Origin of the sequence: Enterococcus raffinosus, assembly GCF_001886185.1 — a bacterium.
GTDB classification, from domain to species: domain Bacteria; phylum Bacillota; class Bacilli; order Lactobacillales; family Enterococcaceae; genus Enterococcus_A; species Enterococcus_A raffinosus.
The window spans coordinates 25,917-49,263 of sequence record NZ_JXLA01000005.1 but is presented as its reverse complement, the minus strand read 5'-3'; the positions used below and the strand labels follow the sequence as shown (position 1 = coordinate 49,263).

25 protein-coding genes and 6 tRNA genes are annotated in these 23,347 nt (G+C 38.2%); 3 read left to right on the top strand and 28 right to left on the bottom strand.

Annotation, left to right across the window (positions count from 1 at the left end; genetic code table 11):
- Nucleotides 1-209: 209 nt before the first annotated feature.
- From hpf to RV13_RS03650, 5 genes are all read right to left on the bottom strand, one after another.
- Entirely contained in the window at nucleotides 210-758 is a 549-nt protein-coding gene (gene hpf / locus RV13_RS03665) for a ribosome hibernation-promoting factor, HPF/YfiA family (RefSeq protein ID WP_010746726.1), read from the bottom strand.
- 140 nt (nucleotides 759-898) lie between these two features.
- Entirely contained in the window at nucleotides 899-1,564 is a 666-nt protein-coding gene (locus RV13_RS03660) for a ComF family protein (protein WP_010746727.1), read from the bottom strand.
- Nucleotides 1,554-2,189, bottom strand: coding sequence for a helicase-related protein (locus tag RV13_RS21275; RefSeq protein ID WP_249024458.1), 636 nt, complete (start codon nucleotides 2,187-2,189; stop codon nucleotides 1,554-1,556). The genes RV13_RS03660 and RV13_RS21275 overlap by 11 nt, the downstream gene beginning before the upstream one ends.
- Nucleotides 2,137-2,859, bottom strand: a complete 723-nt coding sequence (locus RV13_RS21270; protein WP_249024457.1) for a DEAD/DEAH box helicase family protein — start codon at nucleotides 2,857-2,859, stop codon at nucleotides 2,137-2,139. The genes RV13_RS21275 and RV13_RS21270 overlap by 53 nt, the downstream gene beginning before the upstream one ends.
- A 122-nt stretch (nucleotides 2,860-2,981) precedes the next feature.
- Nucleotides 2,982-3,269, bottom strand: coding sequence for a DUF7662 domain-containing protein (locus RV13_RS03650; protein ID WP_010746729.1), 288 nt, complete (start codon nucleotides 3,267-3,269; stop codon nucleotides 2,982-2,984).
- A gap of 110 nt (nucleotides 3,270-3,379) precedes the next feature.
- On the opposite strand from RV13_RS03650, the gene RV13_RS03645 reads away from it, so the two are divergent.
- Nucleotides 3,380-4,021 carry a YigZ family protein gene (locus RV13_RS03645; RefSeq protein ID WP_010746730.1) on the top strand — a complete coding sequence of 214 codons (642 nt, stop codon included), beginning with the start codon at nucleotides 3,380-3,382 and terminating at the stop codon, nucleotides 4,019-4,021.
- Between the two features lie 9 nt (nucleotides 4,022-4,030).
- Here the strand turns inward: RV13_RS03645 and RV13_RS03640 are convergent, their stop codons facing one another.
- Nucleotides 4,031-4,735 (bottom strand): GntR family transcriptional regulator, encoded by a 705-nt coding sequence (locus RV13_RS03640; protein WP_028020170.1) that lies wholly within the window; start codon nucleotides 4,733-4,735, stop codon nucleotides 4,031-4,033.
- Nucleotides 4,736-4,881: 146 nt separating this feature from the next.
- Entirely contained in the window at nucleotides 4,882-9,123 is a 4,242-nt protein-coding gene (locus RV13_RS03635; RefSeq protein WP_010746732.1) for a 2-hydroxyacyl-CoA dehydratase, read from the bottom strand.
- A 175-nt stretch (nucleotides 9,124-9,298) separates the two neighbouring features.
- On the opposite strand from RV13_RS03635, the gene RV13_RS03630 reads away from it, so the two are divergent.
- Nucleotides 9,299-9,907, top strand: a complete 609-nt coding sequence (locus tag RV13_RS03630; RefSeq protein WP_010746733.1) for a TetR/AcrR family transcriptional regulator — start codon at nucleotides 9,299-9,301, stop codon at nucleotides 9,905-9,907.
- Nucleotides 9,908-9,946: 39 nt separating this feature from the next.
- Here RV13_RS03630 and RV13_RS20975 read toward each other — a convergent pair whose 3' ends face one another.
- The gene (locus tag RV13_RS20975; protein WP_010746734.1) at nucleotides 9,947-10,117 is read right to left on the bottom strand and encodes a hypothetical protein; all 171 of its coding nucleotides are present in this window, start codon (nucleotides 10,115-10,117) and stop codon (nucleotides 9,947-9,949) included.
- A gap of 286 nt (nucleotides 10,118-10,403) precedes the next feature.
- Between RV13_RS20975 and RV13_RS03625 the strand changes: the two genes are divergently transcribed.
- Entirely contained in the window at nucleotides 10,404-11,279 is an 876-nt protein-coding gene (locus tag RV13_RS03625) for a helix-turn-helix domain-containing protein (RefSeq protein ID WP_010746735.1), read from the top strand.
- Nucleotides 11,280-11,369: 90 nt separating this feature from the next.
- Here the strand turns inward: RV13_RS03625 and RV13_RS03620 are convergent.
- From RV13_RS03620 to RV13_RS03525, 20 genes are all read right to left on the bottom strand, one after another.
- Nucleotides 11,370-11,441, bottom strand: a tRNA-Gln gene (locus RV13_RS03620).
- A 10-nt stretch (nucleotides 11,442-11,451) separates the two neighbouring features.
- A tRNA-His gene (locus RV13_RS03615) sits at nucleotides 11,452-11,524 on the bottom strand.
- An 11-nt stretch (nucleotides 11,525-11,535) separates the two neighbouring features.
- Nucleotides 11,536-11,606 (bottom strand) — tRNA-Trp (locus tag RV13_RS03610).
- An 8-nt stretch (nucleotides 11,607-11,614) separates the two neighbouring features.
- Nucleotides 11,615-11,695, bottom strand: a tRNA-Tyr gene (locus tag RV13_RS03605).
- Nucleotide 11,696: 1 nt separating this feature from the next.
- Nucleotides 11,697-11,772 (bottom strand) — tRNA-Phe (locus tag RV13_RS03600).
- Between the two features lie 33 nt (nucleotides 11,773-11,805).
- Nucleotides 11,806-11,881, bottom strand: a tRNA-Asp gene (locus tag RV13_RS03595).
- Nucleotides 11,882-12,010: 129 nt separating this feature from the next.
- On the bottom strand, nucleotides 12,011-12,241 hold the full coding sequence (locus RV13_RS03590; RefSeq protein ID WP_010746736.1) for a DUF2969 domain-containing protein: 231 nt from the start codon (nucleotides 12,239-12,241) through the stop codon (nucleotides 12,011-12,013).
- A gap of 75 nt (nucleotides 12,242-12,316) precedes the next feature.
- Nucleotides 12,317-12,961, bottom strand: coding sequence for a CBS and ACT domain-containing protein (locus RV13_RS03585; RefSeq protein ID WP_010746737.1), 645 nt, complete (start codon nucleotides 12,959-12,961; stop codon nucleotides 12,317-12,319).
- A 3-nt stretch (nucleotides 12,962-12,964) separates the two neighbouring features.
- The gene (locus RV13_RS03580; RefSeq protein WP_010746738.1) at nucleotides 12,965-13,666 is read right to left on the bottom strand and encodes an ABC transporter ATP-binding protein; all 702 of its coding nucleotides are present in this window, start codon (nucleotides 13,664-13,666) and stop codon (nucleotides 12,965-12,967) included.
- The gene (locus tag RV13_RS03575; protein WP_010746739.1) at nucleotides 13,666-14,442 is read right to left on the bottom strand and encodes an ABC transporter ATP-binding protein; all 777 of its coding nucleotides are present in this window, start codon (nucleotides 14,440-14,442) and stop codon (nucleotides 13,666-13,668) included. The genes RV13_RS03580 and RV13_RS03575 overlap by 1 nt, the downstream gene beginning before the upstream one ends.
- Nucleotides 14,423-15,397 (bottom strand): branched-chain amino acid ABC transporter permease, encoded by a 975-nt coding sequence (locus RV13_RS03570; protein WP_010746740.1) that lies wholly within the window; start codon nucleotides 15,395-15,397, stop codon nucleotides 14,423-14,425. The genes RV13_RS03575 and RV13_RS03570 overlap by 20 nt, the downstream gene beginning before the upstream one ends.
- A 9-nt stretch (nucleotides 15,398-15,406) precedes the next feature.
- Nucleotides 15,407-16,285 carry a branched-chain amino acid ABC transporter permease gene (locus RV13_RS03565; RefSeq protein WP_010746741.1) on the bottom strand — a complete coding sequence of 293 codons (879 nt, stop codon included), beginning with the start codon at nucleotides 16,283-16,285 and terminating at the stop codon, nucleotides 15,407-15,409.
- A gap of 117 nt (nucleotides 16,286-16,402) precedes the next feature.
- Nucleotides 16,403-17,566 (bottom strand): ABC transporter substrate-binding protein, encoded by a 1,164-nt coding sequence (locus RV13_RS03560; protein ID WP_060789264.1) that lies wholly within the window; start codon nucleotides 17,564-17,566, stop codon nucleotides 16,403-16,405.
- 460 nt (nucleotides 17,567-18,026) lie between these two features.
- A complete protein-coding gene (gene yidD, locus RV13_RS03555) occupies nucleotides 18,027-18,314 on the bottom strand; it encodes a membrane protein insertion efficiency factor YidD (RefSeq protein ID WP_010746743.1) in 288 nt (95 codons plus the stop codon).
- Between the two features lie 173 nt (nucleotides 18,315-18,487).
- The gene (locus RV13_RS03550; protein WP_010746744.1) at nucleotides 18,488-18,664 is read right to left on the bottom strand and encodes a DNA-directed RNA polymerase subunit beta; all 177 of its coding nucleotides are present in this window, start codon (nucleotides 18,662-18,664) and stop codon (nucleotides 18,488-18,490) included.
- An 11-nt stretch (nucleotides 18,665-18,675) separates the two neighbouring features.
- Nucleotides 18,676-19,977, bottom strand: a complete 1,302-nt coding sequence (gene murA / locus RV13_RS03545) for a UDP-N-acetylglucosamine 1-carboxyvinyltransferase (protein ID WP_010746745.1) — start codon at nucleotides 19,975-19,977, stop codon at nucleotides 18,676-18,678.
- A gap of 45 nt (nucleotides 19,978-20,022) precedes the next feature.
- Complete coding sequence (locus RV13_RS03540) at nucleotides 20,023-20,256, bottom strand: DUF1146 family protein (protein ID WP_010746746.1); 234 nt, start codon at nucleotides 20,254-20,256, stop codon at nucleotides 20,023-20,025.
- Between the two features lie 311 nt (nucleotides 20,257-20,567).
- Nucleotides 20,568-21,002: a F0F1 ATP synthase subunit epsilon gene (locus RV13_RS03535; protein WP_010746747.1), complete on the bottom strand. Its 435-nt coding sequence runs from the start codon at nucleotides 21,000-21,002 to the stop codon at nucleotides 20,568-20,570.
- A gap of 13 nt (nucleotides 21,003-21,015) precedes the next feature.
- Complete coding sequence (gene atpD / locus RV13_RS03530; RefSeq protein ID WP_010746748.1) at nucleotides 21,016-22,416, bottom strand: F0F1 ATP synthase subunit beta; 1,401 nt, start codon at nucleotides 22,414-22,416, stop codon at nucleotides 21,016-21,018.
- Between the two features lie 22 nt (nucleotides 22,417-22,438).
- On the bottom strand, nucleotides 22,439-23,341 hold the full coding sequence (locus RV13_RS03525; protein WP_010746749.1) for a F0F1 ATP synthase subunit gamma: 903 nt from the start codon (nucleotides 23,339-23,341) through the stop codon (nucleotides 22,439-22,441).
- Nucleotides 23,342-23,347: the final 6 nt, after the last annotated feature.

Below are 23,347 nucleotides of genomic sequence, written 5' to 3'. Positions count from 1 at the left end.
TATATTTTATCATTAGTCCTTGAGAAAAGAAACTTCTCATAGCGAATAAAGGGCGACTTATACAATGATTAATCTTTTTCAGAGACTTTCCTTCACAACAAGGCATATAGGGATTCTTTTCATTAGAAAATTCTGACTTATTCTAAAACTTAATTTTCAATGAAAATAAAAAAACCTTCCAGCATCAGCTGGAAGGCAATAAATTTCTGTTAATCAGTTTCAATCAAACCATATTTACCATCTTTACGACGGTATACAATACTTGTACCATTTGTTTCAGCATCTTCAAAGATAAAGAAATTATGTCCAAGCATGTTCATTTGTAGGACTGCTTCTTCGCTGCCCATTGGTTTTAGTGATAGACGTTTTGTACGAACAATTTCTAATTCAGATTCCTCTGATGAATCTTCTACATTCACTAATACTTCTACTTCGCGTTCAGGGACACCCTTTTCACGAGCTTTGCGGTTAATTTTTGTTTTAAATTTGCGGATCTGACGTTCTAATTTATCCACAACCAAATCAATACTTGCATATAAATCTGGTGAAGTTTCTTCCGCCCGAAGAACCAAGTAAGGTAATGGAATCGTTACTTCAACTTTTGCTGTTTTTTCTGTGTATACTTTCAAATTGACATAAGCAGTTGCGTCCGGAACATCAGTGAAGTAGCGTTCTAACTTTCCTACTTTCTTTTCAACGTAATTGCGGATAGCTTCTGTAACTTCGATGTTTTCCCCACGAACATTATATTTGAACATACGTATTGCCCCTTTCGTCTTGCCAACTGAAGATAGGAGGAAGGACCACTCTTACCTCTTCTTCTTAACTCTATTATATCGAAATCTAATCCTTTTGCAAAGTAAATCGCTATCAATTTCAAAAGCAAAATGGATGCATTTTAGCGAGCAAAAGTCAAGCTTTTCACCGTTTCTGCACCATTTTTATAAAGTAATTCTGCCGCATGGAACAGTGTACGTCCAGTGGTATAAACATCATCTACTAATAAAACTCTTTGATTTCTAATTTTTTCTTTTGATACTTTCAATTCAAAAGGTTGGGTCATTTGCAAGCGCTCTTCACGTGATTTTTCTGATTGAGGTGTCAACTCAGCTCGCTTCAGCAAAGCTTCATAAGAACATCTTGTCAAATCCAAGCAGCCACAAACTTGATTGAAGCCTCTTTGCTCGAAACGTTCTTTTGAAAGAGGAAGCGGACAGATTAAATATCCACGAAAAAGTTGGAGTGTTTGTGTCAATTCTACTAAAAAGGCGCCTCTCAACCGGTAATCTCCTATAAATTTATAGCGCTCGATCCATTGTCGAAAGCCCTCATCGTAATGGAATAAGCTTATATTATTCATAACAAAGCCAAGTTTTTGCTTCCACAAATAGCAATCTTGGCACAACTCTAGTGAGTTAGAACGACCGCAACCTGAACATGCCGTTTCTTGATCAATTTTAGAAAACAATTTTTCACAATAATAGCAGCGTCGATTACTTGAAAAAAACAGTTCCCGTAACGTTAAATTGTTAACCAATTCTTCTTGACAACAACTACAACGCATCAATTAGTCCCTCCTTGAACGCCTGACGATTATTTTCTTCGATTTCGACGATTGCCTTTCTAATCGATATAGTTACTTCACTGCTGATAAAAAGGACTTCAGCTTTCGTATATTGCCCCTTACGGTCCGCCCTTCCAGCAATTTGAACCAATGCCGATTTATTAAAGACACGATGTGATGCCTGTAAAACGATAACTGAAACTTTTTCAAAAGTTACACCTCGTTCTAAAATCGTCGTTGTCAGCAACAATTGATACTTTCCGTCTCTCATATTTTCAACTTTAATCAATCGTTCCTTATCTTGTGAGTAAACCGTCGTTAGTTTTATATTCGAAAATGTATTTTGAATAAAATTCGCCATTTTCGCTAATAACGGGATGTTCGGGCAGAAAAGCAATACATTATTTTTCTCAAGTAGTTCAGCTATTTTGACCATAATATTTTTAGGTAACTTTCCCTTGCTTAAATATTTTTCTAAGCGCCAAGAAAAAAATAATTTTGGAACCGGCAACTTACGACGATGATAACGTGCTGGCAAATAATAGAAATGATCGACCTCTTTCTTTAATTGTTCATCTGGCGTTGCACTTAAATAAATGCGGTTGCCCTCTTTTTTTTTGTGCATTATTTACCGCTCGTTTTAGTAATGAGTCTGATGAATAAGGAAATGCATCTACTTCATCTACAATGACTAAATCAAAATAATCATGATAACGTAAAAGTTGATGAACTGTGCATACAACAAAAGCATCCCCATTATCTTTGCGTTCTTCTCCATGAAAAAGACTGATCTTTTCTTTTGGAAATGCGTGGCAGAAACGTATGTAAAGCTCGTTACAAACATCAATTCTTGGTGATGCCACAGCAACTCTTTTTCCTTGTTCAAGTGAGACTTTTAATAGAAGAAATAAAATTTCAGTTTTTCCTGCACCTGTCACCGCCCAAAGTAGAAAAGTATTTGCTGAAGCCTGGTCTTCTAGAAGCTTCTCCGCAATTTTTCTTTGTGCAGAAGAAAGCTCCCCTGTCCAAACAAGCATTATTTTCCTTGCAGGCAGCTTTTTAACTGGAAAATAATAAAGAAAACTTCTACTATCAACACGACCTAAAACTAAGCAATGAGGGCAATAAAAGAAATTAGCAGGTATTTTTTCCTGCGACACTTCTCCACAACGTTGACACATCCAACCTTCTTCACTCTCTTTCATTGCCGGTCTTTTTTCGGCAGCTTTCAAATTTATATTAGGATAAAAAGCTTCCCATTCTCTACGCAGCAAATGTTGACCAGTAATCACCATATACACTCCCCTTTTTCAAAAGTACGCAATCAACACTTCCAAGCTTTAGGTTTAGCTTCTTTCTATAGTACAAAAAAAGAAGGCGAAGCAATTGAATGCTGCACCTCCTTTTTATGTATTTTTCAGTTTTGCATGAGCCAACTTGATTTTACTAGTTTATTGAAAACCACATATTCTTTGTCTAGATTTACTTGTACTACTTCATAGTTTGCATTTAGCCAGCCATAAGCGCCCTTTTCTGGGTGCCGATAATCATTTGCCCACCAATCAACATCTTGTCGAGCGGTCTGCGGCAGCCCGCTGCGAGGGAACAACAGCTCATCAAACTGTGTAAAGGTTAGCGTCACCTGTGAGCCATTATTACTTTTTAAATAATGCGTAATGCCATCGTATTTTTTTGCTCGTGTCATTCTCATCCCTCATCTTTAAACAAAAAATAGTTTGTCAAATAACCAATAGTTGAAACCCACACCATATATCTCCTATACTATAATAGAGAAAATTAAAGTGAGGCAAAATTATGTTGCAAAATTATCGAACCATCAAAGAAGACAATCAACATGAAATCGAAATAAAAAAATCTCGCTTCATTTGCTTTTTAAAGCGTATCGAATCAGAAGACGAAGCGAAAAACTTTATTCAACAGATTAAAAAGGAACATTGGAAAGCCAATCATAATTGTAGTGCGTTTGTTTTGGGAGAACACAACGAAATTCAACGCTCATCAGACGATGGTGAGCCTAGTGGAACTGCCGGTGTTCCAATGTTAGAAGTGCTGAAAAAAAATAATCTAATAAATGTTTGCGCCGTGGTTACCCGTTACTTCGGCGGAACTAAACTCGGTGCTGGTGGTCTAATTCGTGCATATTCAGGTGCCGTCGCTCAAGCAATAGCCTCTACCGGTATTGTAGAAGGACGTCTACAGCAAGAGGTTTTTGTCCAGCTGGACTATCCCAATTGGGGAAGAATGGAAAACTTTATCGCCAACGAACAAGTAGCAGTAAAAGATACCCAGTTCACCGACCAAGTTATTGTTACTTGTATGGTCGATGAAAATCAAATAGAGTCGTTCGAGTCTAAAGTCATCGATTTATTAAATGGGCAGGTTCACTTCAAAACCGGAGATACTACTTATTTCGAGCAAATGATCCAGGAGGCATAAGCTCTTGGATTATTTTTCTAAATAAAATTCAAAGCGACTGCCAACATATTGCGTTCTCACATATTCAAATGGTCGTTCATCCGCTAAATATGACACCTGACGTAAACGTAAAATCGCATCTCCGCGCTTTACGTCTAAGTAATCAGCAATTTGCTCTGAAGCCAGAATAGCTGACACAGTTTGATTTGCTCGCCCTATTTCGAATCCTTTTTCTTGTAAACTATGATAAAAGGAGTCTGTGATTTCTTCTTTGCTGAAGCCTTCTATTAATTTTGCCGGAATACTGGCCACCTCGAAACAAATGGGCACATCATCTGCATATCGAATTCGTTCCATCCGCAATACCTGCTCACCCTTTTCCAAGCCAAGCTTCTCTGCTTCACTAGAGCTTGCTCGTGAGTGGAAGAAAGAAATTGTTTTACTTGAAGGCACTTTGCCTAACGATTCCATAATATCGGTAAAGCTTGTGGTTCCACTCATTTTTTCTTGGACTTTCTTACTTGCAACGTAAGTACCTGATCCAATTTTTCGTTCTAAAATCCCCTCATCCGACAATGTTTGAATCGCCTGACGGAGAGTCATCCGACTTACTCCAAATCTTAACGATAATTCTCGTTCAGAAGGCAAGCGAGCCCCAATCTTCCATACACCCTTTTCAATTTCATGCTTCAATTGATCATGTATTTGAATATAAACTGGCACCTGATTCGCCACGTTCCGTCACCCCGTTCAATTTTTTCTACTTTCATTATAACTGGTATATACCTAATTAACAACAAAAATCCTTTGCTCTTTCTTCCCCTTCATCTTTTCTCTAAAAACAAAAGAGTAGACCCATTTTAATTGGTCTACTCTCGGCATTAATTTTTAACTTCTTCTTTTAATTGTTTATTGGCTGTAGCCATCATCAAACGAATACGATTTAGCTGATTTACGATTGAAACACCTGGGTCATAATCAATAGCCGCAATATTTGATTTTGGATATTGATGACGCAGTTCTTTGATAACACCTTTACCAACGACATGGTTTGGCAAACACCCAAATGGCTGCATACATACAATGTTATTTACCCCTGTTTTCAATAAATCAATCATTTCGCCAGTCAAGAACCATCCTTCACCTGTGTGATTCCCGATAGAAAGAATTTTACTAGCATCTTCAGCTAGTTGATAAATAGAATGGATGCCTGTAAATCGTTTAGAGGCACGCAATGCTTTATCCATTGGCTTTTCCACTACCTCAATCAATTTAATGGCCATTTCAGCAATCGTTTTGTTTTTCTTCGGCATTCCCATGTTGTCGTATTTCCAAATTTGATTATACAAAGAGTAGTTCATAAACCCGATTAAATCTGGAACAACTGCCTCCGCACCTTCTGCTTCCAATAAACGAACGATGTCATTATTGGCTGTTGGGGAATATTTTACTAAAATTTCTCCAACAACGCCGACTTTCGGCTTCACTTCATTTGAGATTGGTACTGTATCAAAATCTTTGATGATTTTTTTCATATTACGATTAAAAATTGTCAGAGAACCATTGCGAACATTGCTCTCCACTTTCTTCAACCATTCTTCATGTAGCGCATCAATTTGCCCTTTTTCCAATTCGTAAGGACGTGTCCTATACACTACTCGCTCAAATAGATCTCCATAAAGAATTGCAACGACAATCCGTTTCAACATAGGTAACGTATATTTGAAGCCAGGATTGCTTTCTACCCCTTTATTTCCAAGGGACACGGAAACAACTGGGACTTGCGGGAACCCAGCATCGTTCAATGCTTTGCGTAATAATGGAATATAGTTCGTCGCACGACAGCCTCCACCAGTTTGACTCATCATCACACTTGTATTGTCTAAATCATACTCACCGCTTTGCAAAGCCTCAACTAGTTGACCAATAGAAATAATCGCCGGGTAACAAGAATCATTATTGACAAATTTTAACCCCACATTGATCGCTTCTCGATCCATCGCCGGTAAACAAACCACATTATAGCCTGAAGCCTCCAATGCAATATCAAACAAGCCTGATTGATGAATTGGACTAAGCATTGGCAATAACAAGGTATGCTTTTTGCGCATTTCTTTCGTAAAGACGATCTTTTCAGGCTCTTCAAAACGTCTTACTGGTTCGAAATTAGATTTATCACGTTCGTTAACCGCCGCCTTCAATGAACGCAAACGAATTCTGATAGCACCAAGATTTGACCCTTCATCAATTTTTAAAACGGTATAGATTTTACCATACTGCTCCATGATTTCTTCAACTTGATCCGTCGTTACAGCATCCAAGCCGCATCCAAAGGAGTTTAGTTGAACAAGTTCTAGATTTTTAGATTTTGCTACTACTCGAGCTGCCGCATACAGACGAGAATGATATACCCATTGATTCACTACGCGAAGATTTCCCACGTCGCTTAAATGAGAGACACTGTCTTCTGTTAATACATGAAATCCTTCTTGAGTAATCACTTCAGCAATACCGTGATTGATTTCTGGGTCCAAATGATACGGGCGACCAGAAAGAACGACACCGCGTTCCCCTTTTTGATTAAGCATTAATAAGGTTTCTTCCCCTTTTTGGCGAATATCTTCTTTAAATGCTTCTAATTCTTCATAAGCATGATGCAATGCTTGATTGATTTCTTCTTGTGTAATCCCTATATCTTGGAAGCATCTTCCTAAAACAGCAGCAACAGATGCTTCATTTGCTAGATTTAGATACGGATTACGATAGTCAACTTTTCCTTCACGAATATCATCAACATTGTTCCGTATAACATCAGGATAACTTTGAACAATTGGACAGTTAAAATGATTATCTGCTTCCTTTGACTCTTCCCGTTCAAAAACAACTCCAGGGTAGAAAATCATTGGTATACCATCATCAATCAAGGCTTGGATGTGCCCGTGAGCAATTTTCGCTGGGTAACAAGCAGTATCACTAGGAATTGTTTCCATCCCTTGTTCATACAATTCTTTGTTTGAACGAGGTGATAATTTTACTCGGAAGCCTAAGTCGCTAAAAAATGTATGCCATAATGGATAATTTTCATACATGTTCAGCACACGTGGAATACCAATTTCACCACGAACAGCCTCTTTCTTTCTTAACGGACGGTATTTGAATAGACGACGATATTTGTAATCTACCAAGTTGACTTTTTTATCTTCTCGCTTCACTTTAATCCGAGCACCACGTTCACACCGATTTCCAGTAATGAACTGACGACCATCAGAAAACAGTGTGACAGTCAACATGCAATTATTTTCACATAATCCGCAATGTGTAAATTCTTTCTCAGCAGTGAAACTATCAATTTCAGCTAAAGATAGCGTTTCGGTTTTTTCACCGACCTCATAATTTTCTAGCGCAATCAATGCCGCTCCAAACGCACCCATTAACCCAGCAATTGATGGTCGGACAACTTCTCGTCCTGTCACCATTTCAAAAGCTCGCAAAACAGCTTCGTTATAGAATGTCCCACCTTGACAGACAATTTTCTCACCAAGTTCCTCTGGTCGACGTACTTTGATTACTTTGTAAATCGCATTCTTGATCACCGAATAAGACAAGCCAGCAGAAATATCGCCAACAGAAGCGCCTTCTTTTTGCACCTGTTTGACTTTAGAGTTCATAAAAACGGTACAACGAGAACCTAAATCAACAGGTGCTTTTGATTTCAATGCGGCTTTTGCAAAATCTTCTACATTATAATTCAATGATTTGGCAAAGGTTTCAATAAACGAACCACAGCCAGACGAACAGGCTTCATTTAATTGAATGGAGGACAACGCACCGTCTTTGATGGTCATCGCCTTCATATCCTGACCGCCGATATCCAAAATGAAATCAACACCTGGTTGGAAATGATTGGCAGCCTTATAATGGGCCATCGTCTCCACTTCACCGATATCAACTTTTAAAGCATTCTTTATTAGCTGCTCTCCATATCCAGTCACTGCTGCTTTTCCGATAAATACATTCTCAGGTAATTTTGAATAGAGATCTTTCAATACGGTCATAGTCGTTTCCAATGGTTGGCCTTGGTTATTGCCATAAAATGAATACATTAAGTTTCCGCTATCGTCAATCAATGCTACTTTGGTTGTTGTTGAACCGGCATCTATTCCTAAGAATGCCACCCCTTCATGGTCGGTTAAGCTTTTCTCTTGTGCTTGTGCTTGCCCGTGTCGCATTCGAAAATCAGCCAAATCAGCTTCATCAGCAAATAATGGTTCTAACGTGTCTGATGGAGACAAGTGCCCTTCTTCTGCCGTTGTCAAACGGTGCAACAGCTCCTTAAGAGAAGTTGTCTCTGCCTCCTCTGAATAAAAGGCAGCACCCATAGCGACAAAAAGCTGTGGATTTTCTGGAAAAATGACATTCTCTGGCGCGATATTCAAGGTCTCAATAAATCGTTGGCGCAGTTCAGACATAAAGAATAAGGGACCACCAAGAAACGCAATGTTTCCTTTAATTTTACGACCAGCTGCTAAACCAGCTATTGTTTGATTAACCACTGCTTGGAAAATACTCGCAGCAATATCTTCTTTGGCCGCTCCTTCATTAATCAACGGCTGTACATCAGTTTTAGCGAATACGCCACAACGAGAAGCAATTGGATAAATCGTTTTATAATTTTTAGCTAACTCATTTACCCCATTGGCATCTGTTTTTAATAGAACAGCCATTTGATCGATAAAAGCGCCTGTACCTCCTGCACAGCTACCATTCATACGTTGCTCGAGAGCACCTTCAAAAAAGGTAATCTTTGCGTCTTCTCCGCCAAGCTCGATTGCTACATCCGTTTCAGGAATAACCTCCTCAACTGTGCGTGTGCACGCGATTACCTCTTGCACAAAAGGAATCTCCAAAACATCTGCTAAACCCATCCCACCGGATCCAGTGATGCTCATAGTCATCCCTTGACTACCAATTACTTCTTCAGCTTCTCGCAACACACGTTCTGTGGCAGCTTTCACATCTGAAAAGTGACGTTCATACTTCGCAAATAAACTATCGTTTTGTTCATTCAAAATGACCAACTTGACGGTTGTAGAGCCAACATCAATCCCCGCTCGTAATGTCATAATTATTCCTACCTTCCATTTTTAACAACACATGTTGATTAACTTACAAAGTGTTTGTTATACTACTCACGTATATTCTAAAAACATTTCGAACGTTATGCAATACTCAAAACCATTTCATTCGTGTGATAAGCAACATTCTGAAGCGATCTGTTGTAAAATGAGAGGAATTATTATGGCAAAAAAAATTGACCTGCGTGTAAAACGAACCAACAAAATGATTATGGAGGCTTTTATCCATCTAGTGGAACAAAAAGGGTATGATAACATCACCGTGCAAGAAATTGCCGATGAAGCAATGATTAATCGAGCGACTTTTTATGCGCATTTTAAAGACAAGCAAGATCTCTATGACCATATTTTTAAACAAGCTATTGATGCTTTTGCCGCAGTGCTTGATCCTGATCAAATTGTTCAAGGCAATCGATTAAAAGTTCGTAAAATTGAAATGGTTCTGAAAAACATTTACGAACAAATTCAAGCAAATCGAAAATTCTTTTTGACTATTATGGATGCTTCTGGAAATGAAATCCTGCGGAAAAAAGTTGCGGAAATTTTAAATGAAAAATATGCCCACGTATTCAAGCGACTGAGGATTACTGAAAATGATATCGAAGTTCCGTTAGATTTTATTATTGAATACATGACATCCATTTTTGTAGGTACCTTGCATTGGTGGATCACTAGCGAGACGACAATGGATGCTGACAGCCTTTCTAAATTAGTCATTAAATTAGTTGGCAACGGCCATTTGACTGTTCTAGGCATTGAGATTGACCATTAAAAAAGAAGCGCCCAGAAATTCTGAGCGCTTCTTTTTTAATCAATGATTTTTTGCCTTCCATTTAATAGTATGGCGAGTTGGACGAACAGAACGTACACGAGGCACCTGTCCTTTTTCTTTTGTTACTTCTAATGAACTGTCTTTAATCGTACTATAAATTTTTGCCACAGTATCTGTTAACATTTCTTTGACTTCTTCTACTTTATTCATTCATTTCTTCTCCCTTCTCATTTAAAAATTCACAGACTTCTAAAGGTAGTTTTTAACATCGCTTACCACTTACAATTCTGTTTGATTCTCTCGTTGTCTCTTCCTTTTAAATGTAGCGTATATTCTAAAAGGCTTCAAGTGAGAAACCTTTTACTTTACTATTTTTTTGTAAAAGCTTGATTTGACAGGACTCTACGCAAAGTAGAATGGCTATTTCATCAAATTCCCTATTCATTTCCTTAACAATTCGCTATGCTTAATTTATCAATAAGAAAGAGGAAATAAAATGGGAAATTTTTTAGGGACACAATTAAAAAGTTATCGCCAACGAAACGAACTTACACAAAAACAACTCGCTAACATTCTATATGTATCCGATCGAACGGTTTCTAAATGGGAGCGCGGGGCTGGGTACCCTGATATCGATACATTAAAACGGATTGCACAATTACTGGATATTTCGTTAGACAATTTGCTAAATGAACGAGAACCGGAGTTGTACTTTGAATATCGTTCAGAAATTATATTGTTTCATCTGCCCTTGTTGCATATAATTATTCCAAATCTTTCGGAGCTGTTGTGGCATAATCGTAGATTCGCACTCAGTACAATGAGGCATAAGAAACAATTAATTCCCGTTGCTCAAGGGATTTTTAGTGTGGGTTTCTTCTCATCAGGAGTTTTTTCATTAGGGTTTTTCACGAAAGGGATCTTCTCGCTCGGGCTGCTTTCTCTGGGGATATTTTCAGCAGGAATTTTGACATTGGGCTTTTTCAGTGCTGGAAACCTTGCATTAGGAGCTATTGCTTTTGGAAATCTTGGTATTGGCTTATTGGCTTTAGGCAACTTGGCCCTTGGCGGTGTAAGTATAGGTAATTTTACGTTAGGTTACCTAGCTATCGGCAACAAAGCGTTCGGAAGTTATACCAGTATTTTACCAGAGCATAGTAATCTACCAGAAATATCACAAGCTTTTAGTCTTTTACGCCATGAAGTCCCACAAGTCATAGACAAGTGGATCATTGGTCCCTTTCTAACAGTGACCAATACTTCAGTATTTCTCTATGCCGCAATATCTTTATTGCTTTTTATAGTTTTCTTGCTTTGTGTTGTATGCCTGTGGGGACTTATGAAGCTAAGACGACTTACGATCAACCATTAGTTACTAATGAGCCGCTGAGAAGATCAGCGGCTCTAAATAATTGTTATATAAAAACAAAAAAATGAGCTGCTTTTGCAACTCACTTAACAACTGGGGTAGCTGGATTCGAACCAACGCATGAGGGAGTCAAAGTCCCTTGCCTTACCGCTTGGCTATACCCCAATAATACAAGGGCGAACGATGGGAATCGAACCCACGAGTGCCGGAGCCACAATCCGGTGCGTTAACCACTTCGCCACGATCGCCATAAAAAGAACAGGGGCAGCAGGAATTGAACCCACACTAACGGTTTTGGAGACCGCTGTTCTACCTTTAAACTATGCCCCTGAAACAAATGGAGGAGAGTGGATTCGAACCACTGAACCCTAAGGAACGGATTTACAGTCCGTCGCGTTTAGCCACTTCGCTACTCCTCCATGGTGGCGCGGGACAGAATCGAACTGCCGACACACGGAGCTTCAATCCGTTGCTCTACCAACTGAGCTACCGCGCCATATATAATAGTTTAAAGTATTTAATTAAATAATGGCGGTCCCGACGGGATTTGAACCCGCGATCTCCTGCGTGACAGGCAGGCATGTTAACCCCTACACCACGGAACCGAATGGAGGTTAACGGGANGTCGCGTTTAGCCACTTCGCTACTCCTCCAAATAGTTTTTTTATTATTTAAAAACCCGACTCAGTTATAATACCTAATCTTCAAAAAAAATGCAAGTACTTTTTCAAAAATTATTCATGTAAGTTCCAGTTACGAATTAAGGCTTCAATCCCATCATCCAATGACTTGTAATTCCCTAAAAGATGTCCATCATTATAGGCTTGAAAATTTTTGTTTTCTGGAATAATTTCACCAATAACTTTTTTACCAATCATTAATTGAGTAATTGCTTGTTTCTTTCCATCAATAACACGTTCTTCTTCAGTAACCTGAACTTGGATATCTTTGTTCTTTTTAGACATATATTCACCTCCGTCCAAAACATTTTATCACACAATAAAAGAAAAGGACAACTGATCACTCAGTCGTCCTTTCATTTAAGGTTGTGTGATTATGGCTTTCAACACTTCATAACCATTATCCGTCAATAGCTGCTTAATTTCTTCAGTTTCTTTGCTAGCTAGCTGAATTTCTAAAATTGTCGCATTGACTTGATGATCTACGATAACAGTCAGGATACTGAAATCATGATCAGCCAAAATCTTTGCTACTCTTGCTAGTACACCTTTTTTGTCTTCTAAGATTTTTAGTTGAATCCGAGTCCCACCTTCATAATACCCTGTGAGTTTTAAGAACGCATCAAATATATCATTATTAGTAATAATCCCAACTAATTTCGTCCCATCAAGGACAGGCAATACATTGATTTTGTTTTGACGCATCAGATAAATGCCATCTTCTAATTCCGCATCTGGGGAAATTGTTTTAACATCCTTGATCATCACATCTGAGACAACTGTTTTATTTAATAAGTAATTGACTTCATGAACACTTAAGCTGGTAGCTTTTGAAGGAAGTGCTTCTTGAATTGTCCCTTCAGTAATCAAACCTACCAATTGTTCCTCCTCCATAACCGGTAAACGATGAATATCATATTTCTTCATTAAATCGACCGCATCAAATATTTTTGTCTTTGGTGTGACCGTCACCAAATCTTCTGTCATAAAATCCTTTACACTCATGTTTTATCCTCCTAGATAAGCTTTCTTCACTTCTTCACTCTCTAGCAATTCTTGACCAGTCCCTGACAAGACTACTTTACCTGTTTCCAACACATAGCCACGGTCAGCAATTGACAACGCCATCTTAGCATTTTGTTCAATTAATAAAACGGTCGTTCCTTGTTTTTGAATCTCTTGTATGATGTTAAAAATTTCTTGAATAAAAATTGGTGCCAATCCCATTGAAGGCTCATCGAGCAATAATAAACGCGGTTTAGACATCAAAGCCCGTCCCATTGCTAACATTTGCTGTTCACCGCCAGATAAGGTGGATGCATCCTGATTCAATCGCTCTTTCAAGATAGGAAACTTTTCATAGACATGTTCATAATCTTGTTGAATATCTCCATCTTTGCGTAAATACGCCCCCATCTCTAAATTTTCCAAAACAGTTAATCCAGGAAAGACATGTCTTCCTTCTGGAACCTGTGAAATCCCTTGAGCAACAATACGCCTTGGCGCTTTCTTTTGGATAGGAGAACCTTCAAAAGTAATAGTCCCTTTAGAGGGGTGATTTAAACCGGAGATCGTTCGTAAAATGGTCGTTTTCCCTGCACCATTTGCTCCGATCAGAGAAACGATTTCTCCCTGATTTACTTCAAAGCTAACATCCCGTACAGCCTGGATCATGCCGTAATGAACCGAAAGATTTTCAATTTTCAGCATTATAGCTCACCTCCAAGATAGGCTTTGATAACCTCAGGATTATTTTTTATTTCTTCTGGAATACCTTCTGCTAAAATACGACCATATTCTAAAACATAAATTCTTTCGCAGACGTCCATAACCAAACTCATGTCGTGCTCAATCAGCAAAATCGTAATTTGAAATTCCTTTTGGATCTTTCGGATCAGCAATGTTAATGCCGCTGTTTCTTGTGGATTCATTCCTGCTGCGGGCTCATCCAAGAAGAGAATTTTTGGTTTTGTAGCTAATGCACGAACAATTTCCAAGCGTCGTTGTTCCCCATAAGGCAAATTACGAGCCAAATTCTCTGCTTTATCTTGTAAATCAAAAATCGTCAATAATTTCAATGCTTCTTCTTTTAACTTATCCTCTTTGTTATAAAACGCTGGTAAACGCAAAACACTAGAGAAAAAGCCTTCTTTATTTTTACTGTTCATAGCGATTAAAACATTGTCTAAAACCGTCAAATCCTTAAACAAACGAATATTCTGAAAAGTTCGACTTAAACCAAGATCAGCAATAGCGTAAGGCTTTTGACCATTCAATCGATGAGTTTTTCCATCCGCCTCTAGTAAAACGTCTCCTTCACTTGGTTCGTAAACACCTGTAATCAAATTAAACAAAGTTGTTTTCCCTGCACCATTCGGCCCAATCAATCCCACTAATTGATTTTCTTCTAACGCGATATTGACATTGGAGACCGCCGCCAAACCGCCAAAGTTTTTAGTTAAATCTTTAATTTCCAACAGAGGCATTCTGGTCATCTCCCTTTTTAAACTTATCTAAAATCTTCTTCACAGACAATTCTTTTGTACCTAATAATCCGCCAGGTTTGAAAATCATCAAGATAATTAATGCTAATGCGTAAATAATCATCCGTAATGTCCCAAAATCCTGAAGATACATATTAATTATCCCTAAAAGAATTGCTGCGATAAATGTTCCTGTCACACTACCAATTCCACCTAATACGACTAAAATTAAAATATCAACGGACTTTGTAAAGGCAAAATCCTTTGGTGCAATTGATTGTAAATATCCAGCGTACAAAGAACCAGCAATACTTGCCGTCATCGCGCCAAAAGCAAAAGCCATTACCTTGTATTTCGTAGTATTGACTCCCATCGCTTCCGCTGCAATCTCATCTTCACGAATTGCCATCGTCGCACGACCAGCACCTGAACGTATATAGTTAACAATAAATAATGTAGTGATCGCCATGAAGCCATAAACCATTTGCCAATCAACAAAAGGTTCGATACCAAATAAACCAGAAGGACCATTCGTAATCTCTTTAAAGTTAATTAATAAAATACGAATAATCTCCGCTACACCTAGTGTGGCAATCGCTAGATAATCACCGCTTAAACGTAACGTTGGAATTCCAACAGCTACAGCAACGATACCGGCTAAAATAACTCCAACAGCCATCCCTAAGAAAAATCCGCCGTAAGTTGGTGTATTCATTGAGATCAATGCAGCCGCATAAGCGCCAATCGCCATGAAGCCTGCATGACCTAAAGAAAACTGTCCTGAAAATCCGATGATAAGATTCAAACCAACTGCTAAAATGATATTAATCCCGATTTGAACTAAAATATTATCTAAAAACAAGTTGACCATTCCAGCAGAATAAGCTACGTATAAAACTACATATCCAATTACGATCAAAGCTAGCCAAATCAAATTGTATTTCAAATTCTTTTTCATTTGATCCACCTACACTTTCTCTTTCACATGTTTGCCTAAAATACCGGCTGGACGAATTAACAAAATTAAAATCAATACTGCATATACGACTGCGTCTTTAAAATCTGAAAATCCCAATGCTGTTGTCAATGTTTCTATTAAACCGATGACAAATCCACCAATTGCAGCACCTGGAATAATACCAATTCCACCTAAAACTGCGGCAATAAATGACTTTAAGCCTGGAATATACCCCATCATCGGGTCAATCGAATTATAATATAATCCGATCATCATTCCACCAGCAGCTGCTAGTGCTGAACCTAAAGCAAAAGTAAAGGAGATCGTACGGTTTACGTCAATTCCCATCAACTGTGCGGCATCTGTATCAACACTCACTGCACGCATCGCCTTCCCCATCTTGGTTTTCTGAACAATCAGGTTTAAGGCAATCATTAAAAATAATGACAAGCCTAAAATCAACAATTGAATATTTGAAATACTCAAAAATCCAAGTTTGTAAACCTGCAGTTTAATCGCCTGTGGAAATGGACGAGTTGTTGAACTGAAAAAATAAATCATCGTATTTTGCAATAGGTAGGAAACACCGATTGCAGTAATCAAAGCAGCAATTCGAGTAGAATTTCTTAATGGACGATAAGCCAAAAATTCAATAACGACTCCTAAAATTGCACTTCCTGCCATTGATAATACCAAGGCGGGAAAGAAGCCCATATTAAACTGATTGATTAAAAAGTAGCCAATAAACGACCCAATCATATATATTTCGCCATGGGCAAAGTTGATTAATTTAATAATCCCATAGACCATAGTATAGCCAAGCGCCATCAATGCGTAGACACTACCTAGGAATAGCCCATTGACGATTTGCTGAATAAATACTTCCATCTTTATCACTTCACTTTTCAAAAAAATAGAGTAGCCGATCCGATTACGACCTTAATTTTTAAAAGGGAGTGTGCCAACAACCATCGGCACACTCCCTTGTCTGCATTCACCGAGTAATTATGGATTAACGGTTTCGGCAGAAGTTTCTTTCCCATCTGTCAGACCAAGAACTACTGCTGATTTTATAGGATTATGTTCCTTGTCCATTGAAATCTTACCAGTAACACCTTCAAAATCTTTCAAATTCGCAAGTCCTTTGTCGATTGCTTCTGGTGTTGCTTTTCCTTCATCCTCAATTGCTTGTTTGATCATGTAAACAGAATCGTAAGCTAAAGCATTGAATGAAGATGGCTGTTTGTTATACTTTTTCTCGAAAGCTTCTACAAATGGTTCCACTTTATCAGTTGCTGGTGCTTTTGTTGAGAAGTGCCCTGTATAATAGACATTTTTGACATTGCTTGCGCCAGCTGTTTCAACTAATTTTTCATCACCAAAGCCGTCAGCCCCGATGATAGGTTGTTCAATTCCCATTTCACGAGCTTGTTTGATGATTAGACCCGCTTCTGTGTAATAGCCTGGGATATAGATAACATTGAAGTCTTTATCTTTGATTTTTGTCAGCATTGCTTGGAAATCTTTATCTCCTGCAGTAAAGTTCTCCTCAGCTACGATTTTACCTTTGTAAGTATCCTTAAAGGCCTTCTTCAAGCCATTTGCATAATCACTTGAGTTATCACCTAAGATTACTGCTTTGTCAGCTTTCAAGTTATCATCCGCATATTTCGCTAAGACAATTCCTTGGAAGCTATCTTGGAAACAAGAACGATAAATATAATCTTGGACCTTACCTTTTTGTACAGTAATTGCATCATCTGTTCCTGATGGTGTAACAGCAGGAACTTTAGCTTTTGATAAGTTTGGTAACGTTGCTTTTGTCGCACCTGAAGTTGCTGGACCAATAATTGCTACTACTTCATCTTTTGTTGTTAAGTTTGCTGCAACAGATGCTGCTTCATTATTATCAGACTTATTATCTTTTGAGATATACTCAATTTTCTTTCCATCAATTCCGCCATCTTTATTAATTTCTTCAACGGCTAATTTAGCTCCTTCATTTTCCGCTTCACCATAAGCTGCTACAGCTCCTGATAATTCGAAGTTCCCGCCGATTTTGATTGTCTTGGCATCTTCTCCACCACTGCTATCGTTAGCTTTAGGCGAACCACACGCGCCAAATAGAAACAACCCTGCTGCTAGAGCAGCTACTGTTCTTTTCTTCATCCTGTTTCCCCCTAATAAAATAATGATAAATCGTTAAGATAATAAAGAATATATAGGAAAAAACTCTCACTGTCAATTAAATTTTCTGAATATTTTAATAATTCAGCAATAATCAAACAATTTATAGCGCTTACACTATTTCCTACAGCTCATAAAATAACGAAAAAAGACCTGATTAACTTACGAAAAGTTAATCAGGTCTACATAAAATAACTTATTCAATTTAAAAGCAAACGATTTTTACGATTAATTGTGAAACTTACATTCACCATAGTAAAAGATGCTTTTACTTATTTTAGAGCTATTTGGCTATTTAACTTATCTAAATACTTAAAGATACTATCTAGTCTTACAATAACCTCAATCACGTACCTTTTAATCGTATTCTTTATTGTTTAACTCACTATTTTACCTAAAAAAATAAATGGACTTCCCAAATTGCTTCAGAATTTTAACTTTTCTACTTTTTCTTCAGCTCTTGGTAACTTGGTTCTTCTCTATCTTTTAAATTTTTCCGTAATGAAAATTTCACCGGTACATAATCCAATCCTGGCTTAGCAAAGGGATGACACCTCAGTATTCTTGATATTCCCATTAAGCTTCCTTTAAAAGCCCCATGAACTTGAATCGCTTTAATCATGTAGCTAGAACAAGATGGATAATATCGACAAGAGGGTTGTGTTAACGGAGAGATAAAGCGCTGATAGCCTCGTACTAAGAAAACCAGACCTCTACCTATAATATTCATTCTCTCACTCCAAACTATCCTAAATCAACATTGATCTATTTAAACATTTCTATTTTTATAGCTGCAAATTATTTGCTTGTCTCTCACCTATAATAAGACGAATAAAAAAGAGATCGCACCATAAATTGGAACAACCTCTTCTTCAATAATTAACAAAAATTTTGCTACAGACATTAATGAACAAAATCTAAAATATGGCGCCAAACATCTGGCAATAGTACTTTAAATGGATTCCCTCCACCCATTGCACCATAACCAATCATACTGCCGATAATAAATAGCAAGACACCCGCAAGTAATATCGCTACAATCCGAATCAAGCTTCGTAAGATATGTTCGCCTGAACTCATATACTCACTCCTTATGCTAAAACAGTTGTTGCATCAATTGCTTTTTTGCTTTCATTATCTACGCGTTCTACATCAGCACCCAATTGTTGTAATTTTTTATGAAATTGATAATAACCGCGATCCAAATATTTCAAGTTACGCACACGAGTAATACCGTTTGCCCGTAGTCCAGCTAAGACCAACGCTGCTGCTGCACGTAAATCCGTGGCATAAACTTCCGCACCTTGTAATTCTGTCGCGCCCTTTATTAAGGCAACATTATTATCAATTTTGACTTGTGCATTCATTCTGCGCATTTCTTCTAAATGTTGGAAACGATTTTCAAAAACAGTTTCTGTCGTCGTACTGATTCCGTTAGCAACTAATTGGATAGCAGTCATCTGAGCTTGCATATCTGTTGGGAAGCCAGGATGAGGCATTGTCTTAATATCCGTTGCTTTCAAAGTCTTAGGACCAATCACACGTAAGCCGTCGTTTTCTTCCGTTACCTTAACACCCATCTCAATCAACTTAGAAATCAACGGACGATTATGTTCTGGAATTGCACCATCAATCAGAACATTTCCTTCAGTCATCGCAGCGGCAACCATAAATGTACCAGCTTCAATCCGGTCTTGGACAATTGGATGAGAAACGGCATGAAGATGATCTACCCCTTCAATACGCATCGTTTCTGTCCCAGCACCATGAATACTAGCACCCATTTTATTCAAGAAATTAGCCAAATCAACAATTTCAGGCTCGCGAGCAACGTTTTCGATCACTGTTGTACCTTTAGCCTTTACAGCAGCCATCATAATGTTTTGAGTTGCACCAACACTTGGGAAATCCAAATAAATGGTATCACCAATCAATTCATCTGCAATTGCTTCAATGTAGCCATTTTTTTGGATAATTTTCGCTCCTAAAGCTTGGAAACCTTTCAAATGCAAGTCAATTGGACGTTTACCAATAGCACATCCGCCAGGCATTGCAACCTTAGCATGACCATTTCTAGCTAATAAGGGGCCCATTACAACGATTGATGCGCGCATCTTGCTTACATATTCATAAGGAGCTTCTACATTTAATTGACGTGTAGCATCCACTGTAACTTCTTTCGTTTCTTCATTGAACTCAACATCTGTATTCAAATAACGAATCACTTGATTCATGGTAAAAACATCAGATAAAATCGGAACATTGCTTAACGTTGATGTTCCTTCTTCTGCCAATAAAGTCGCAGCTAAAATCGGCAATACGGCATTTTTTGCCCCTTCAATATGTACTGTTCCTTTTAATTGTTTACCACCACGAACGATGATCTCTTCCATCTGTATTCCCTCCAAAAAGCTAATCGATTGCTTCGTATATGTACCTTAGTTAAATGTCAAAAATATATTTTTACATAAAAGAATGATTTCTAAGAAGAATGTACTGCAAGCAAACCCTAAAGCAATTGCTAACATCAAGATCACAAGACGTACCTGCGTTTCCTTAAATGCTTTAAAAAGATTTTCTATGCGCAATGACCTCAAAGCCCAAAAAGCTAAATAGATGAAGGAAAAATGCGAGACAATTCTAACGATTGCATCAATTCCATATACTTGCATAATTCTTATCCTTTCAAAAAAATCAACAGTAGGATTATATCACAGTTTCAGATAAAGAAGAATACTTTGCTCACCCAAAGTACTGTAGAGAAACTTTTAAAAAACTTAACATTTGTTTTCTTTCTCAAAAAGTTCTTTAAAAATTTTTATCTTTCTCTTTTCGTCAAAATACTCAAAATTCTTCTTATTATTTTGGTAGTAATAACTTTTAAGAAGAGGGAGTGTTCATCTTTTATTTCCAAATTTTAAAATTGATTTAAAAAAAAGATTGCACCAAGATAATTTGGCACAATCCTTTCAATCTAGTAAACTTAACGGTGTTTTGAAACTTTAATACGATTCATAGCACGATGCAAGGCAACTTCAGCACGACTCAATTGGTCAGTGTCTTGTTTTTCACGCGCTTCTTGAATTCGCGCTTCCGCACGTTGTTTTGCTCTTTCCGCACGAGAAACGTCGATATCGCGTTCACGTTCTGCCGTATCAGCGATGATCGTCAACACATTGTCTCGAACCTCCATGATTCCACCATTAACCGCAATCCAGTCAACATGGGTATCCGAATCTGTTCGGCGAACACGGACCTCATCAATTGCAAGAGGGGCTATGATTGGTGCGTGATTGGGCAAAATACCTATTTCACCAGCCACGGTCTTCGCGACTACAATCGTTGCATTGTGATCATAGACATTACCATCTGGAGTAACAACGTTCACTTGCAGAACTTTGTTTTTTTCTTGTTCCATCGGGCACCTCTTTCTAGTAGCCTAAAGTTTTCGCTTTTTCTACTACGTCTTCGATCGGACCTACACTGCGGAATGCTTCTTCAGGAAGATCATCATATTTCCCTTCAAGGATTTCTTTAAACCCTTCAACAGTTTTCTCAACAGGTACATAAGAACCTGGTAAACCAGTAAATTGTTCTGCCACATTAAAGTTTTGTGACAAGAAAAATTGAATTCTACGAGCACGAGATACAATTACTTTTTCTTGATCAGATAATTCATCCATCCCTAAAATTGCAATGATATCTTGTAATTCCCGATAACGTTGTAAAACACGTTGAACTTCTGTAGCAACACGGTAATGTTCTTCACCTACAATTTCAGGCGCTAAAGCACTAGAAGAGGACGCTAATGGATCAACTGCGGGATAGATCCCTTGTTCGGTTAATTTCCGTTCCAAGTTGGTCGTTGCATCTAAATGGGCAAAGGCTGTTGCTGGCGCAGGGTCAGTATAGTCATCCGCAGGTACGTAGATGGCTTGAATCGAGGTAATTGAACCTTTTTTCGTCGACGTAATACGTTCTTGTAATTGACCCATTTCAGTTGCTAAAGTCGGTTGGTAACCAACTGCTGACGGCATACGGCCAAGTAAGGCAGAAACTTCTGATCCGGCTTGAGTGAAACGGAAAATGTTGTCAATAAATAGCAACACATCTTGTCCTTCTTCATCACGGAAGTATTCGGCTAAGGTTAAACCAGTTAAGGCAACACGCATACGTGCACCTGGCGGCTCGTTCATTTGACCGAACACCATAGCAGTTTTCTCAATAACACCAGAATCTTTCATTTCATAATAAAGGTCGTTCCCTTCACGAGTACGTTCACCAACACCAGTAAACACAGAAATACCACCATGTTCTTGAGCGATATTATGAATTAGCTCTTGAATCAAGACTGTTTTACCAACACCGGCACCACCAAATAATCCAACTTTACCACCTTTTAAGTAAGGAGCTAACAAGTCAATAACTTTGATTCCTGTTTCTAAGATCTCATTACTTGTGCTAAGTTCTTCGAAAGTTGGTGCTTTCTTGTGAATACCACTTTTTTCTGCATCTTCTGGAAAAGGCGCTTCCTTGTCGATTGTTTCACCTAATACATTAAATACACGACCTAGAGTTTCTTTTCCTACTGGAACAGAAATAGGCTTGCCAGTATCGACAACTTCCATTCCACGTTGTAATCCATCCGTTGATTCCATGGCGATTGTGCGAATAACACCATCACCAAGTTCCAAAGCAGCTTCAAGAACAACTTTTGTTTTATCTTTTTTATAAACAATCAACGCATTGTTGATGTCTGGTAAGGATTGATCTAAAGAAAATTCCACGTCGACAACGGGACCAATAACTTGAACAATCTTGCCTGAACTCATGTTTTTTCCTCCAATCTCGAAATTATTCTAATGCGGAAGCCCCGCCGACAATTTCAGTAATCTCTTGAGTAATCGCCGCTTGACGAGCTCGGTTGTATGAAATCGTTAAATCGCCAATGATCGCGCTGGCGTTATCAGTCGCTGTCTTCATTGCTGTCATTCCGGCCGCATGCTCTGCCGTTTTGGCATCAACGATTGCACCGTAGATCAGACTTTCAGCATATTGTGGAAGTAATTGATCAAGAATGGCTTCTTTTGAAGGTTCGAATAGATACTCTTCCCGATATGTTTGTGCTTCGCTTGGATCTAAGTCAGAAATCGGCAGCATTTTTTCCACTCGGAACTGACTAGACAACGAATTGACATGATGGTTATAGCATACATATAATTCGTCGAAGACTTGATTTTCATACATACTAGTCGTCATCGAAACGATTTTTCGTACTTCATCAAAGCTCGGTTGATCCGATAAATTGCGTAATTCGTAGGCTAATTTTACACCGCGAGCTTTGAAAAAGTCCGCACCGGTTCCACCAATGGCTAACAAAACATATTCATCAGCAGAATCATGATCATCTTCAAGCATTGTCATGGTTTGCTTTAAAATTGAGCTGTTATAACCTCCGACTAAACCGCCATCAGAAGTAATCACGATATAACCAGTTTTCTTGACCGGACGGTTCAACAACATACTGTGATAATTGATGCCGCCTAATTCACGACCAGAATTAGCTAACTCCGTTAATTCACTTGCTGTTAAGTGAGTTAACACTTCACGTACTTTTGACGCGTAAAGCTGGAATTTTGCTGAATAAGCCTCTGATTTCGTTAATTTAGATGCTGATACCATTTGCATAGCGTTGGTGATTTGACTCGTTTTCTTCGTCGATGCAATCCGTGTTTTGATTTCATTTAAGGATGCCATGTTTTA

Bases quoted from the DNA above. Each gene is read 5' to 3' on its own strand.
- RV13_RS20975 (WP_010746734.1), bottom strand. From the start codon at position 10,117: ATGAATAAAGTAGAAGAAGTCAAAGAAATGTTAACAGATACTGTGGCA.
- RV13_RS03550 (WP_010746744.1), bottom strand. From the start codon at position 18,664: ATGAGTTCAGGCGAACATATCTTACGAAGCTTGATTCGGATTGTAGCG.
- RV13_RS03625 (WP_010746735.1), top strand. From the start codon at position 10,404: ATGGGAAATTTTTTAGGGACACAATTAAAAAGTTATCGCCAACGAAAC.
- hpf (WP_010746726.1), bottom strand. From the start codon at position 758: ATGTTCAAATATAATGTTCGTGGGGAAAACATCGAAGTTACAGAAGCT.
- RV13_RS03575 (WP_010746739.1), bottom strand. From the start codon at position 14,442: ATGCCTCTGTTGGAAATTAAAGATTTAACTAAAAACTTTGGCGGTTTG.
- RV13_RS03645 (WP_010746730.1), top strand. From the start codon at position 3,380: ATGTTGCAAAATTATCGAACCATCAAAGAAGACAATCAACATGAAATC.
- yidD (WP_010746743.1), bottom strand. From the start codon at position 18,314: ATGAATATTATAGGTAGAGGTCTGGTTTTCTTAGTACGAGGCTATCAG.
- atpD (WP_010746748.1), bottom strand. From the start codon at position 22,416: ATGAGTTCAGGCAAGATTGTTCAAGTTATTGGTCCCGTTGTCGACGTG.
- murA (WP_010746745.1), bottom strand. From the start codon at position 19,977: ATGGAAGAGATCATCGTTCGTGGTGGTAAACAATTAAAAGGAACAGTA.
- RV13_RS03565 (WP_010746741.1), bottom strand. From the start codon at position 16,285: ATGGAAGTATTTATTCAGCAAATCGTCAATGGGCTATTCCTAGGTAGT.
- RV13_RS03540 (WP_010746746.1), bottom strand. From the start codon at position 20,256: ATGCAAGTATATGGAATTGATGCAATCGTTAGAATTGTCTCGCATTTT.
- RV13_RS03590 (WP_010746736.1), bottom strand. From the start codon at position 12,241: ATGTCTAAAAAGAACAAAGATATCCAAGTTCAGGTTACTGAAGAAGAA.
- RV13_RS03560 (WP_060789264.1), bottom strand. From the start codon at position 17,566: ATGAAGAAAAGAACAGTAGCTGCTCTAGCAGCAGGGTTGTTTCTATTT.
- RV13_RS03650 (WP_010746729.1), bottom strand. From the start codon at position 3,269: ATGACACGAGCAAAAAAATACGATGGCATTACGCATTATTTAAAAAGT.
- RV13_RS03535 (WP_010746747.1), bottom strand. From the start codon at position 21,002: ATGGAACAAGAAAAAAACAAAGTTCTGCAAGTGAACGTTGTTACTCCA.
- RV13_RS03630 (WP_010746733.1), top strand. From the start codon at position 9,299: ATGGCAAAAAAAATTGACCTGCGTGTAAAACGAACCAACAAAATGATT.
- RV13_RS21275 (WP_249024458.1), bottom strand. From the start codon at position 2,189: ATGCACAAAAAAAAAGAGGGCAACCGCATTTATTTAAGTGCAACGCCA.
- RV13_RS21270 (WP_249024457.1), bottom strand. From the start codon at position 2,859: ATGGTGATTACTGGTCAACATTTGCTGCGTAGAGAATGGGAAGCTTTT.
- RV13_RS03635 (WP_010746732.1), bottom strand. From the start codon at position 9,123: ATGACATTACGAGCGGGGATTGATGTTGGCTCTACAACCGTCAAGTTG.
- RV13_RS03525 (WP_010746749.1), bottom strand. From the start codon at position 23,341: ATGGCATCCTTAAATGAAATCAAAACACGGATTGCATCGACGAAGAAA.
- RV13_RS03585 (WP_010746737.1), bottom strand. From the start codon at position 12,961: ATGAGTGTAAAGGATTTTATGACAGAAGATTTGGTGACGGTCACACCA.
- RV13_RS03570 (WP_010746740.1), bottom strand. From the start codon at position 15,397: ATGAAAAAGAATTTGAAATACAATTTGATTTGGCTAGCTTTGATCGTA.
- RV13_RS03660 (WP_010746727.1), bottom strand. From the start codon at position 1,564: ATGCGTTGTAGTTGTTGTCAAGAAGAATTGGTTAACAATTTAACGTTA.
- RV13_RS03580 (WP_010746738.1), bottom strand. From the start codon at position 13,666: ATGCTGAAAATTGAAAATCTTTCGGTTCATTACGGCATGATCCAGGCT.